Source organism: Micromonospora sp. ANENR4 (genome assembly GCF_015354395.1).
GTDB lineage: Bacteria > Actinomycetota > Actinomycetes > Mycobacteriales > Micromonosporaceae > Micromonospora > Micromonospora aurantiaca.
This window is the reverse complement of the sequence record NZ_JADKYQ010000008.1, coordinates 153,107-165,596: the sequence shown is the minus strand read 5'-3', so window position 1 is coordinate 165,596 and position 12,490 is coordinate 153,107. Positions and strand designations below refer to the sequence as shown.

At 74.0% G+C, this 12,490-nt stretch carries 11 protein-coding genes; 5 read left to right on the top strand and 6 right to left on the bottom strand.

All coding sequences use genetic code 11. The annotated features are described in order from the left end of the window. Positions 1–129 precede the first annotated feature (129 nt). Both IRY44_RS15955 and IRY44_RS15950 read left to right on the top strand, forming a co-directional pair. Positions 130–969 carry a DUF308 domain-containing protein gene (locus IRY44_RS15955; protein WP_194801178.1) on the top strand — a complete coding sequence of 280 codons (840 nt, stop codon included), beginning with the start codon at positions 130–132 and terminating at the stop codon, positions 967–969. Positions 970–1,143: 174 nt separating this feature from the next. Beyond that, a complete protein-coding gene (locus IRY44_RS15950) occupies positions 1,144–2,562 on the top strand; it encodes a trehalose-6-phosphate synthase (RefSeq protein ID WP_194801177.1) in 1,419 nt (472 codons plus the stop codon). Between the two features lie 15 nt (positions 2,563–2,577). On the opposite strand, the gene IRY44_RS15945 is transcribed toward IRY44_RS15950, so the two are convergent. The 6 genes from IRY44_RS15945 to IRY44_RS15920 all read right to left on the bottom strand — a co-directional run bounded on the left by IRY44_RS15945 (position 2,578) and on the right by IRY44_RS15920 (position 8,043). Continuing rightward, complete coding sequence (locus IRY44_RS15945; protein WP_194801176.1) at positions 2,578–3,405, bottom strand: alpha/beta hydrolase; 828 nt, start codon at positions 3,403–3,405, stop codon at positions 2,578–2,580. Further along, entirely contained in the window at positions 3,402–4,808 is a 1,407-nt protein-coding gene (locus IRY44_RS15940; protein WP_194801175.1) for an NAD(P)/FAD-dependent oxidoreductase, read from the bottom strand. Before IRY44_RS15940 ends, IRY44_RS15945 begins: the two co-directional genes overlap by 4 nt. Before the next feature lie 380 nt (positions 4,809–5,188). Further along, on the bottom strand, positions 5,189–5,887 hold the full coding sequence (locus tag IRY44_RS15935) for an endonuclease/exonuclease/phosphatase family protein (RefSeq protein ID WP_194801174.1): 699 nt from the start codon (positions 5,885–5,887) through the stop codon (positions 5,189–5,191). 1 nt (position 5,888) lies between these two features. Continuing rightward, positions 5,889–6,836 carry an ROK family glucokinase gene (locus IRY44_RS15930; RefSeq protein ID WP_013287673.1) on the bottom strand — a complete coding sequence of 316 codons (948 nt, stop codon included), beginning with the start codon at positions 6,834–6,836 and terminating at the stop codon, positions 5,889–5,891. Positions 6,837–6,909: 73 nt separating this feature from the next. Then, complete coding sequence (locus tag IRY44_RS15925; protein ID WP_194801173.1) at positions 6,910–7,545, bottom strand: hypothetical protein; 636 nt, start codon at positions 7,543–7,545, stop codon at positions 6,910–6,912. A 21-nt stretch (positions 7,546–7,566) separates the two neighbouring features. Further along, positions 7,567–8,043: an SRPBCC family protein gene (locus tag IRY44_RS15920; RefSeq protein ID WP_194801172.1), complete on the bottom strand. Its 477-nt coding sequence runs from the start codon at positions 8,041–8,043 to the stop codon at positions 7,567–7,569. Between the two features lie 166 nt (positions 8,044–8,209). On the opposite strand from IRY44_RS15920, the gene IRY44_RS15915 reads away from it, so the two are divergent. Genes IRY44_RS15915 through IRY44_RS15905 form a run of 3 tightly spaced genes read left to right on the top strand, consistent with a single transcriptional unit; the run spans position 8,210 to position 12,397 of the window. Next, complete coding sequence (locus IRY44_RS15915; protein ID WP_194801171.1) at positions 8,210–10,012, top strand: AMP-dependent synthetase/ligase; 1,803 nt, start codon at positions 8,210–8,212, stop codon at positions 10,010–10,012. Positions 10,013–10,026: 14 nt separating this feature from the next. After that, entirely contained in the window at positions 10,027–11,721 is a 1,695-nt protein-coding gene (locus IRY44_RS15910) for a GAF domain-containing sensor histidine kinase (protein ID WP_194801170.1), read from the top strand. A 7-nt stretch (positions 11,722–11,728) separates the two neighbouring features. Next, the gene (locus IRY44_RS15905; RefSeq protein WP_013287678.1) at positions 11,729–12,397 is read left to right on the top strand and encodes a response regulator transcription factor; all 669 of its coding nucleotides are present in this window, start codon (positions 11,729–11,731) and stop codon (positions 12,395–12,397) included. The last annotated feature ends 93 nt before the right edge of the window (positions 12,398–12,490 follow it).

The window sequence follows — 12,490 nt, the reverse complement described above, 5'->3', positions numbered from 1 at the left end:
GGCGGCGCCCACGGGAGTCCGGGAAGAGGGTACGAACGACGAGCGGCACGCCACAACGCACTCCCGGAACCGGGTGCCGACGTGTCACGATTCAGGGCACGGGCAGGGAACGGCGAAGGGGGGTGTCCGGTGTCAGGGGGCGGGCCCCGTCGGGGACGACGGGACAACGGGCTCGACGCGGCCGAGTACGCGGTCGCGGGCGACGTCGATCCACGCGTCGGCGAGCACCTGCTCGACGTGCTCGCCGCCGGTGGCATCGCGGCCTACCTCCAGCCCTCGGCCGACCTGAACCCGGTGACCCGCACCACCACCGTCCCGGCCCGCCCGGTCGACCGGCTCTACGTCGACAGGTCGCACCTGACCACCGCCCGCGACTACCTGACCCAGCTCGCCGACGAGGGCGCGGGCGACCCGCCGCGCGCCGACGAGCCGGACATCGAGGCCGAGTGGGCGAAGATCGTCGCCGGTTTCCACACCACGCCGAGCACCGGCAGCCACCCCTGGCCCGCCGCCGAGGACGTGGACGACCCGGCCGCGCCGGGCACCGCCGCGGGCGGCCGGGCCGAGGAGCCCGCCGGGCCGACCGCCACCGACGTGCGCCGGCTGCCGTACGCCGCCGACGTCTCCGGCGTCTCGCTCAGCCGGGACCGCCACGACGAGCCCTCGCTGCTCGACGGCCTGGACACGTTCGGCGCGAACCTGCCCGACGAGGCGTCGGACGAGGATCACTACACCCCGCCCCCGCCGCCCCCGCTGCCCCGCTTCTCCAAGTACGCGGTGCTCGGCGTGGCCTGCATCGTGCTCGGCTTCCTGCTGTTCCTGTCCCCCACCGTGGTGTCGCTGGTCGACCCGTCGGTGGTCACGCTGCTCGGCTTCACCGGCATCCTGGCCGGTTTCGTGATGCTGATCTGGCGGCTGCGTCCGGGCGACCGGGACGACCACGACCCGGACGACGGCGCGGTCGTCTGACACCCCGCCGCCGGGCGCTGCCCGGATGCCGGGACGCCGCAGCCCCTGGGCCGAGGCGTAACAAGCGTGTAACTTACAGTCAGTAGGAATAGGCTGAACGTCACGTCCCGCACCGGCTGTCCGGCTTGCGTCTCCTTCCGGGTCGCCGGTCCCCTGCTGAGCGGATTGCCCGAGATGCGACAGAGCCCCCTCGTGGTGGTGGCCAACCGCCTCCCCATCGACGACAGCGTGGCGCCCGACGGCGCCTTCGAGTGGCGCCGCAGCCCCGGCGGCCTGGTGAGCGCCCTGCACCCGCTGCTACGGCAGACACCCGCCACCTGGGTGGGCTGGGCCGGCGGCACCGGTCCCGCGCCCGAACTGCCGGACGTGGACGGCGTGCGCATGCACACCGTGCCGCTGAGCGCCGAGGACTTCCGCGACCACTACGAGGGCTTCGCCAACGCCACCCTCTGGCCGCTCTACCACGACGCCGTCGAGCAGCCGGAGTACCACCGCCGCTGGTGGGAGGCGTACCAGCGGGTCAACCAGCGGTTCGCCGAGGCCGCGGCCCAGGTGGCCGAGCCGGGCGGCCTGGTCTGGGTGCAGGACTACCACCTCCAGCTGGTGCCGGGCCTGCTCCGCGAGCTGCGCCCCGACCTGCGGATCGGGTTCTTCCTGCACGTGCCGTTCCCGCCGCCGGAACTGTTCATGCAGCTGCCCCGCCGCGCCGAGCTGCTGCGCGGCATGCTCGGCGCCGACCTGGTCGGTTTCCAGCGTGCCCAGGCCGCGCACAACTTCGCCCAGCTCGCCACCAAGGTGCTCGGCCTGCCCGCCACCGACCGGCGGATCGGCGTGGACGGCCGGGTGGTCCGCATCGGCGCCTTCCCGGTCGCCATCGACACCGCCGAGGTGTCCGCGCTCGCCGCCCGCCCCGAGGTCGCCGAGCGGGCCCGGCGGCTGCGGCAGGACCTCGGCCGGCCCGAGCACGTGATCCTCAGCGTCGACCGGATGGACTACACGAAGGGCATCGAGCAGCGCCTCAAGGCGTACCGGGAGCTGCTCGCCAACGGTGACATCAAGGTCCGCGACACGGTGCTGGTCCAGGTGGCGGTGCCCAGCCGCGACCGGGTCGCGCAATACCAGATCCTGCGCGACCGGGTGGAGCACCAGGTCGGCCGGATCAACGGCGAGTTCGGCCGGGTCGGCGAGCCCGCGATCCACTACCTCACCCAGCCGTTCGACCGCGCCGAACTGGTCGCGCTCTACCGCGTCGCGGACGTGATGGCGGTGACGCCGCTGCGCGACGGCATGAACCTGGTCGCGAAGGAGTACGTGGCGGCCCGGGTCGACGGCACCGGCGCGCTGCTGCTGAGCGAGTTCGCCGGCGCCGCCTCCGAGCTGGAGCAGGCGTACCTGGTCAACCCGCACGACCTCGACGGCCTCAAGCAGGGGTTGCTGGCCGCGCTGCGCGCCGGCCCGGAGGACGTCGAGGCCCGGATGCGCGCGATGCGCGACCACCTGGCCCACAACGACATCCACGCCTGGGCGGCGTCCTACCTCAGTGCGCTGGAGGAGAGCGGGACGCTCGTCGGCCGCCGCCCGGCCGCCCGCTGACCGGCACCCCGGCGCTCACCCGAGGGCGGGCGCCGGGTCCTTGTCCAGCCAGTCCAGGATCGCGTCGATCGGCTCGCGCCAGCGCGCGTCGAGCATCAGGTCGTGCCCCATGCCGGGGAACAGCAGCGGCGCCGAGTCGTACCGCCGGGCGGCCCTGGTCAGCGCCGTCGCCGGCAGCACCCGGTCGTCCGGGCTGCCGAGCACCAGCACCGGCGGGCGGCCCACCGCCGGCTCCGGGGACCGGCCGGTCAGCAGTTGCCACTGCGCCCGCCGTCCGGCCCGGCCCAGCCGGGCCAGGTGCCGCCGCGCGTCGGCGTCCGGCAGCTCCCGGCTGAACAACTGCCGCCGGTTGAGCCGCAGCCCGGCGCCGAAGACCGCCGGCACCGTGCCCACCGGGTTGCGCCGCAACGCCGTGCCGAACGTCGCCCAGCCGCCGAGCACCGGCGCCACCAGCACCGCGGCCCGCGCCGGGTAGCGGGCCATCGCGTGCGCCACGACCCGGGCGCCCGCGCCGTGCCCCACCAGCACCGCCTGCCGCGGCAGGCTCGCCGCCACCTGCGTCACGTCATGGGTGTACGACCGCAGCGTCGCCTCCGGCGCCGGCTCGCTGCCGCCGTGCCCGCGCAGGCTCAGCGCGTACGCCGGGAAGCCGCGACCGGCGGCGTGCCCCAGCCAGTGCTCGGCGAACGCCCACGCCCCGTGCCCGAACCCGGGCACGAACAGCAGCGGCGGCTTCGCCTCCTCCCGCTCCGGCAGGGCGGCGAGCACCTCCCGGCGGGCGGGCCGTTCCGGCCGGGCCCACTCCCAGGACCGGACCACCCGCACCCGCTCGGCCGCCGTCATTTACCCTCCTCCAGCTCGTGCAGCGCCCGCTGGAGCGCGCGCAGGTAGTCGGCGTGCCCGACCTCGAACCAGTGCCGGGTGCTGTCCTTGACCTTCGCCGAGTACCGCTCGCCCAGCCCTTCCCGGACCTTGCGGTCGAACGCGGCGGCCCGCTCCGGCCGGGCGGCGCGCAGCGTGAGCAGCCGGGCGAACAGCACGCTCTGCCAGTGCGAGATCGGGAAGATGCCGGAGTCCGGCTGCACCAGGCCGACCACGGCGAGCGTGGGATGACCGGCGGTGAACGCGTTGAGCCACAGCCGGGGCCGCCCGGATCCGTCCTCGTCGCCGAGCACCCGGCCCTTGAGGAACTCGAAGCGCGGCAGGTAGCCGGTGGCGAAGACGACCAGCTCCGGGTCGATGCGCCGGCCGTCGGTCAGCTCCACCGCGCGGTCGTCGAACCGGGCCACGTCCGGCACCGGGGTGATCTCCCCGTGGCCGACGTAGTAGACGAGCTGGCTGTTGGCGATCGGGTGCGTCTCGTAGACCCGGTGGTCCGGCTTGGGCATGCCGAACCGGGTCAGGTCACCGACGGTCAGCCGCAGCGTCCAGTGGTAGAGCCACTGCCGGACGCGCAGCGGCACCCGCAACGCCAGCAGCGTGTCGTTGACCTGATCGGCGGGGCGGCCGAGGACGTACTTCGGGGCGTACCAGTAGCCGCGGCGGGTGGAGTGCCAGCAGTGCGACGCCTGCTGCGCCGCCTCGACCGCGATGTCGCAGCCGGTGTTCCCGGCGCCGACCACGAGCACCCGCTTGCCGCGCAACTGCGCCGGGTCCTTGTAGGACGAGGCGTGCATGACCTCGCCGCGGAACTCCTCCAGCCCTTCGTAGCGGGGCAGCTTGGGCGACCAGTTGTGGCCGTTGGCGAGCACCACGGCGGCGTACCTCGAGGTGCGCTCGGGACCGTAGCCGCCGGTGCTGCGCGTGGTCACGTCCCAGCGGTCCCCCTCGACCGGCTCGACGCGGACCACCTCGGTGCCGAACCAGACGTGCTGGCGCAGGTCGAAGTGGTCGGCGTACCGCTCGAAGTAGGACAGCAACCGGCTGTGGTGCGGGTAGTCCGGCCAGTCGTCCGGCATCGGGAAGTCGGGGAACTGGGTGAACGGCCGGGACGAGATCAGGTGCGTGCTGCCGTACACCGGGCTGCGGTCATGCCGCCAGTTCCAGGCGCCGCCGACGCCCGTCTCCCGCTCGTAGCAGTCGACGCCGAAGCCGGCCTCGCGGAGGTTCTTCACGGCGGTCAGGCCGCTGGCGCCGGCGCCGATGACGCAGACCGTGTCACCCCGGTCGGAGACCGGGCGGTCGTCGCGGACCGGGACGTCCGTCCGGTCCGGATCGGGGCGGCCGAGGTCGGTGGAGGAGGACACCGGGAAATCTCCTTTGTGCGGCACGCGTGCCGGGTCGGAGCGAAATCCTGCCGAGAATGCCCGCCGTTGTCCAGCCACCGGATCCGGCGCCGCCCACCCGCCCGGCTGCCTTGACACAGCGTCACCGGCGCGCCGGTCACCGAGCGTGAGTGGACCGGCCGCGCCGGAGGCGTACCCTCTTTCGCCCTTTGCTCTGCCGCCACGGACGCAGCACCGCCGGGAGCTGCGCCGACGTCTCGCGGCCGTCCGGCCGGGACGCGGCCCGGCGGTCACGGCGGGTAGCTGGTGCGTATGTGGCGGCAGAGCAAAGGCGGCGAAGCGGTTGGCCCGCCGGCGGCCGGGACCTGACCGTGCGTCACCGGCCCGGCGGTCCGGGCCGGTCAGGCGGTGGGCAGCAGCAGGTCGACCAGGACCGGGAAGTGGTCGCTGGCCCGGCGGGCCGCCGGGGTGTCCACCACGTCGTAGTCGACCACGGTGATCCGGGGGTCGACGAAGAGCGCGTCGATGCGGCGGCGCGGGTCGGCGCAGGAGAACGTGTGCCGGTCGGCCCGGTCGGCGGCGAGCGCCGTGTCGGTGAGCCCTTCGGCGAGCGTCTGCCAGGCCGGCCCGTCCGGGCCCTCGTTGACGTCGGCACCGGCCACCACGGGCAGTTTGGACGCGTCCAGCTCACGCTTGAACGCCGCCGCCTGGGCCGGCCGCTCGGCCGGGTCGGTGGACAGGTGCGAGCCGGCCAGCAGCACGTCGACGCCGCCGACCCGGCAGTGCGCATAGGCGGCGCCGCGCATGTGCCGTCCCGGCGTCAGCGGGTACCGCTGGCAGCTGGTGTCGACGACCCGCAGCCGCAGGCTGGTCAGCAGCACGTTGCCCAGCGACGGCAGGCCACCGGCCGCCACCACCATGCCGAACGACTCGGCCAGCGCGGCGGTCTTCTGCCGCCACCGGAACCGGCGTGGTCCCTCCTGGACGATCACCACGTCCGGCGCGACCGCACGGACCACCTCGGCCAGCGCGGCGGTGTCGTCGCGCTGGCTGTGGATGTTGTACGACACGACCCGCAGCGGCACACCCGCGTCAGTCATGTCAGATCCGCCGGGCCAGGTCGGCGGCGCCGATCACGCCGGCGGTGTTGCCCAGCTCGGCCGGGCGCACCTCGGCGACGGGCAGGCGGCTGCGCTGGGCCAGCGCGTCGGCGAAGGACCGCCGGGTCGGGCCGAGCAGCAGGTCACCGGCGTCGATCACGCCGCCGCCCACCACCAGCACCTGCGGGTCGAGGATCTGCGCCATGTCGGCGAGGCTGGTGCCGAGCCAGCGGCCGACCTGGGCGAACGCCTCGGTGGAGACCGGGTCGCCGCCCTTCGCGGCGGCGGTCACCATCGGACCGGTGATCGTCTCGGCCTCGCCCCCGGCCAGCTCCAGCAGTGCGGCCGCGCGGTGCGGCTCCTGCCGGGCGGCGGCGCGGGCGAAGCGGACCAGGGCGCTGCCGCTGGCGTACTGCTCGATGCAGCCCAGCCGGCCGCAGCCGCACTGGTGGCCGTCCGGCACGGTGAGCATGTGGCCCAGTTCGGCGGCGATGCCGTTGGCGCCGCGGACCAGGCCACCGCCGAGCACGATGCCGCCACCGACGCCGGTGCCGATGGTGAACATGACCATCGAGTCGTCGGCGTCGCGGGCCGCGCCGTAGCGGAACTCCGCCCAGGCGGCCACGTTCCCGTCGTTCTCCACGATCACCGGCAGGCCGGTGGCGTCGCCGACGTACGTGCGCAGCGGCTCGTCCCGCCAGGCCAGGTTCGGGGCGAACAGCACGGTGGAGCGGGAGGCGTCGATCCAGCCGGCCGCGCCGATGCCGACCGCCTCCACGGCGTGACCGGCGGCCAGTTCGGTGACCACCTCGATGATGACGTCGCGGGTCTTGGCCACGTCGTCGGCGGGGGTGTCCCGTCGCGTCTGCACGAGTACCGTGCCGGCGTCGTCCACGACACCGCCGGCCACCTTCGTGCCACCGACGTCGACTCCGATGGTCAGCGTCACCGCTGCCACTCCCCTCTGCTGTGCTGCCCGGGGACCGGCCGAACCGGCCGTACGGTCCCGGGATGTCCGGTGGTCAGGCCCCGTCGCCTGGTGCGTCCGCGCCCACCTCTCCGGACGCCCGCGAGGCGGGCACCACGGGACGGCCGGCCGGTGTCCGGCTCGTGTCCGGCTCCGGCGGCCCGGCGGCGTCGGCGGTGGCACCCGAATCGGCCGCGCCCTCCCCACGGGTGGCGGCGGACCACACGTCCTGCTCGGGTGCCGGCTGAGAATCATGCCCGGTACGGGTCGCCTCGCGCCACACGTGGTCCCCGGATCCGTCCGGGGCGGCGGTGCCGTCGCCGGCGGTTCGCGCCGGCTCGGCGGGGGTGAACGCGCGCAGCAGGCTCGCCACCCCGGCCGCCAGGTCCCCGGCGCCGGTGGCGAGCCGCTCGGCGAATTCCGGACTCGGGTCGCGCAAGGCGGCGATACCGCGACAGACGGGGCAGACGCAGCATTCCGGCGAGCCGGTGGCGAAACCGGCGGGCGCGGGTGTCTCCGGAGCGGGCCCGGCGCCGGGCGGGGTGTGACCGAGGACACCGGAGAGGATCCCACCGAGCGGACCCCAGGCACCGGAGCCGGGTGCGGCGGCGGCCATCTTCGCGCCGGCGAGCAGTGTGGCGACGAGGCGCTCGGCCTCTTCCCGGGCCGAACCCGGATCAGTGGTGCCCATGGTTCGGCTCCTCCAGCGTGACTACCGGGACGACGGTCGGTTCTCCTGCGCCGCACCGGGTGCTTCTACCCGGCGCTTGAGCTGCTTCAACGCCGCGTCCATGATCATTTTCTCGGCCTTGCGGCGGAACATGCCGAGCATCGCCACGGACAGCTCCACCTCGAGGGTGTACGTCACCGTGGTCGTCCCGTCCGGGTTGCCCACCAGGTCGTACGACCCGCGCTGGGAGCGCTGCATCTTCGACGGGGCGACCAGGTGCCACTCGATCCGGGAGATGTCCTCGGCGTACTCGTAGGCCAGCACGTACTCGTCGGCCATCACGCCCGCGTCGAGCGTGAACCGGACCTGGCTGGCGTAGCCGTCCTCGTACTCCTCGATCACCTCGGCCCGGCGTACCGCCTCGGCCCACTCGGGATAGCTCGGGAAGTCGCAGATGACGGCCGCCACCCGGTCCGGTGACGCGCCGATGATGATCGACTGGGTGGAGGAGTCCGCCATGGGGGGAGGCTACCCGGCCGGCTCCCGGCCGGTCCCGCTCCACCCGCCGGACGGCGTCCCACCAGCCGGGCGGGCAACCTCCCTGGCAGACCCCCCGGGGTGTGCGGGTAGGTTTCGACAGAGCCGACCAGGCCGGCCCCCGCCGGTAGAGCACGAGGGAGTGCAGGTGCGCGAGTTCTCCGTCCCGCCGATCGTCACCGTCGGCGACGCGGCCAACCTGACCGACCCGGTCTGGGAAAACGCCGAGGTCGCCCCGGACACCGTGCAGTTCGTCCGCCCCGGCGCGGGGACGGACGCGCGTGAGGATGTCACCTGCCGCCAGTTCCGCGACGAGGTCGTGGCGGTGGCGCAGGGCCTGATCGCCGCCGGCGTCTCCCCCGGCGACCGGGTCGGCCTGATGAGCCGCACCCGCTACGAGTGGACCCTGTTCGACTACGCGATCTGGGCGGCCGGCGCGGTGACCGTGCCGATCTACGAGACGTCCAGCGCCGAGCAGGCCGCCTGGATCCTCGGCGACTCCGGCGCCGTCGCCGTCGTGGTGGAGAGCACCGCGCACGCCACCCTGGTCGCCGGCGTCCGCGACCGCCTGCCCGAGCTGCGCGAGGTCTGGCAGATCGACCTGGGCGCCGTCGACGACCTGGTCGCCGCCGGGGCGTCGGTGGACCGGGCCGAGGTGGAGACCCGCCGCTCGCTGCTCAAGGCCGACGACGTCGCCACGATCATCTACACCAGCGGCACCACCGGTCGGCCCAAGGGCTGCGTGCTGACCCACCGCAACATCTACTCCGACATCGCCAACGCGGTGCCGGTGCTGCCGAACCTGTTCCGCCAGGGCGCCTCCACCCTGCTGTTCCTGCCGCTCGCGCACGCCTTCGCCCGGCTCATCCAGGTCGGCGTGGTGCACGCCCGGGCCACCATGTCGCACTGCGCGGACACGAAGAACCTGGTCGCCGAGCTGCAGGACTTCAAGCCGACGTTCGTGCTCTCCGTACCCCGGGTCTTCGAGAAGGTCTACAACGGCGCGCGGCAGAAGGCCGAGGCCGAGGGCAAGGGCAAGATCTTCGACCGGGCGGAGAAGGTCGCCATCGCGTGGAGCGAGGCGCAGGAACTGCCCGGCGGTCCGGGCCTGGGGCTGCGCGCGCAGCACGCCCTCTTCGACAAGCTGGTCTACCGCAAGCTGCGGGCGGCGATGGGCGGCCGGTGCCGCGACGCCATCTCCGGCGGCGCGCCGCTGGGCGCGCGGCTCGGGCACTTCTTCCGCGGCGTCGGGGTGACCATCTGCGAGGGCTACGGCCTCACCGAGACCTCGCCGGCCGCCGCCGCCAACCTGCCCACCGGCACCCGGATCGGCACCGTCGGCCGCCCGCTGCCCGGCGTCACCATCCGGATCGACGACGACGGCGAGGTCCTGATCGCCGGCGACATCGTCTTCCAGGGCTACTGGCACAACGACGCGGCCACCGCCGAGGCGATCAGCACCGACGGCTGGTTCCGCACCGGCGACCTCGGGCACCTCGACGACGACGGCTACCTGAGCATCACCGGCCGCAAGAAGGAGATCATCGTGACCGCCGGCGGCAAGAACGTCGCCCCGGCGGTGCTGGAGGACCAGGTACGGGCGCACCCGCTGATCAGCCAGTGCGTGGTGGTCGGCGACCGAAAGCCGTTCATCGCCGCGCTGGTCACCATCGACGAGGAGGCGCTGCCGAAGTGGCTGGCCGGGCAGGGGCGCCCGGAGACCACGAGCATGGCCGAGCTGCGCGACGACGCGGCGCTGCGCGCCGAGGTGCAGTCCGCGGTCGACCAGGCCAACCAGGCGGTGTCCAAGGCCGAGGCGATCAAGGTGTTCCGGATCCTGCCGCAGGACTTCACCGAGACCACCGGCGAGCTGACCCCGTCGCTGAAGGTCAAGCGTCAGGTCGTGCACAAGACGTACGCCTCGGAGATCGCCGAGATCTACCGGGGCTGACTACCATCCGTCACGTGCCCGCCTCCACATCCCGCCAGCCGTCGACGCAGCCCCTCGCGGCGGCGGCTCGCGCGGTCCTCCTCGCGCTGGTCGCCGCCCTGACCCTGTTCGCCACCCGCGACGCCACCCAGCTCTGGTGGATCGCGCTGCTGGGCGTCGCCGGCCTGCCCGCCGTGCTCGCCCCCCAACACCGGCTGCTCGCCCCGATCAGCCGCTTCGCCGAGGTGGTGGTGCTCGGGCTGGCCGCCAGCCAGGTCGCCGCCGACACCCACCTGTCCGGCGTGACCGGCGGGGTGGGGGCCTCGGCGGTGCTGCCGTACCTCGCCGTGCCGGTCACCGTCACCGCGCTCAGCCGCCGCTTCCGCGAGGGCGCCGCGCTGCTCGCGGTGGCGGCGGCGACGCTGCTGGCCAGCGCCGCGTTCACCCAGGTCGACGGCGGGCCGCAGCTCGGCCAGGTCGGCTACCTCGCGGTCTGCGCGCAGTGGCTGATCCTCGCCGGGCTCGGCCTCTACACCGCCGGCACGCTCCAGCGCGTCATGCGGGTGCGCGGCGAGGGCAAACCCCAGCCGTACGCCGAGGCGACCCGCCTGCTCACCCAGCTCCGTACGGTCGCCCGCCAGCTGCCCGGCGCCACCCTGGACCCGGGCGGCATCTCCGAGCACCTGCTGGAGGAGCTGCGGGTGGTCGCCAAGACCGACCGGGGCGCGGTGCTGTCCGCCAGCGGCGGCGGCCGACTCGTGGTGCTCGCGCAGATCGGCGCGGACCGGGTCGACTGGGAGACCACGCTCGACGCCGACTCGGCCATCGCCGACGCCTGGGCCACCCAGCAGCCGACCGTCTCGGCCCGCTCGCAGGCCCGGTCCCGGCACTCCGGGGAGGTCTCCGCGCTGATCGTCCCGCTGGTGGCGGGCGTGCGCACGGTCGGCCTGGTGGTGATCGAGGCGGACACCGCCGCCGCGTACCCGCCGCCGGTGGTGTCCCGGGTGACGGCGCTGACCGGCCCGGCGGCGCTGCGGCTGGAGGCGGCGCTGCTCTTCGACGAGGTGCGCTCGCTGGCGACGAACGAGGAGCGGCAGCGGCTGGCCCGGGAGATCCACGACGGGGTCGCCCAGGAACTGGTCATGGTCGGGTACGGCATCGACAACGCGCTCGCCACCGTGCACGAGGACGCCGAGGAGACCGCCGACTCGCTGCGCACGCTGCGCCAGGAGGTCACCCGGGTGATCACCGAGCTGCGGCTGAGCCTGTTCGAGCTGCGCAGCGAGGTGGACCGGCACGGTGGCCTGGCCGCCGCCATCGCCGAGTACGCCCGCACCGTCGGCGCGTCCGGTGGCCTGCGGGTGCACCTGTCGCTGGACGAGTCCACCGCCCGGCTGCCCGCCGCCACCGAGGCCGAGTTGCTGCGCATCGCGCAGGAGGCGGTGACGAACGCGCGCAAGCACGCCGGCGCGTCGAACCTGTGGGTCACGTGCGAGGTGGATCCCCCGTACACCCGAATCGAAGTGTCGGATGACGGTCACGGCATCGGTGACCAGCGCCCGGACGGGCACTATGGCCTTGCGATCATGGCCGAGAGGGCGGAACGTATCCGAGGCCGGTTGGAGATCAGGCCGCGGCAGCCGAGTGGGACGACTGTGGCGGTGGTGCTCGGTTCGTCGCCCCGGCGCGATAAGGTGCGCGGCAGCGCCGCAGCAGCAGAAGGGGAGTAACCCGAGGATGACCAGCAGTCCGACACCGGCCACCCGTACCAAGGTTCTCCTGGTCGACGACCACGACCTCATCCGCAAGGGGCTGCGTCACGCGTTCGAGCGCGACCGTCAGTTCGAGGTCGTGGGCGAGGCGGCCACCGCGGCGGAGGGCGTGCGCCAGGCCGGCGCGCTCCAGCCCGACGTGGTGATCATGGACCTCCGCCTGCCCGACGGCAGCGGCCTGGAGGCCACCCGCGCCCTGCGCAAGTCCAGCGCGTCCATGGGCATCGTCGTGCTCACCATGTACGCCGGTGACGACCAGCTCTTCGGTGCCCTGGAGGCGGGCGCGAGCGCATTCGTGCCGAAGACCGCCCCGGCCGACGAGGTGGTGGCCGCCGCCCGGCACGCCGCCTCCTCCCCCAGCGCGTTCACCGCGGCCGACCTGGCCGAGGCGATGAAGCGCCGGCTGGCGCCGTCCGGTCCGCAGCTGTCCCCCCGTGAGGGCCAGGTGCTGCGGCTGCTCGCCGACGGCATGAGCGTGGCCGGCATCGCCAAGCAGCTGTTCGTCAGCGAGTCGACCGCCAAGACCCACATCTCCAAGCTCTACGAGAAGCTGGGCGCCGCCAACCGGGCGCAGGCACTGATGACGGCGCTGCGGCTGGGGCTGCTGGAGGCCCCCGACGCGCCGAAGTTCTGACACGTACCGCCGAAGAGGCCCCGTCCGCCACGGACGCGGGCCTCTCGGCGTTTCCGGTCCCGGCTGGTCGCTGACGGTGACCGGCCGGACGCG

Bases quoted from the DNA above. Each gene is read 5' to 3' on its own strand.
- IRY44_RS15950 (WP_194801177.1), top strand. From the start codon at position 1,144: ATGCGACAGAGCCCCCTCGTGGTGGTGGCCAACCGCCTCCCCATCGAC.
- IRY44_RS15905 (WP_013287678.1), top strand. From the start codon at position 11,729: ATGACCAGCAGTCCGACACCGGCCACCCGTACCAAGGTTCTCCTGGTC.
- IRY44_RS15935 (WP_194801174.1), bottom strand. From the start codon at position 5,887: ATGACTGACGCGGGTGTGCCGCTGCGGGTCGTGTCGTACAACATCCAC.
- IRY44_RS15920 (WP_194801172.1), bottom strand. From the start codon at position 8,043: ATGGCGGACTCCTCCACCCAGTCGATCATCATCGGCGCGTCACCGGAC.
- IRY44_RS15945 (WP_194801176.1), bottom strand. From the start codon at position 3,405: ATGACGGCGGCCGAGCGGGTGCGGGTGGTCCGGTCCTGGGAGTGGGCC.
- IRY44_RS15925 (WP_194801173.1), bottom strand. From the start codon at position 7,545: ATGGGCACCACTGATCCGGGTTCGGCCCGGGAAGAGGCCGAGCGCCTC.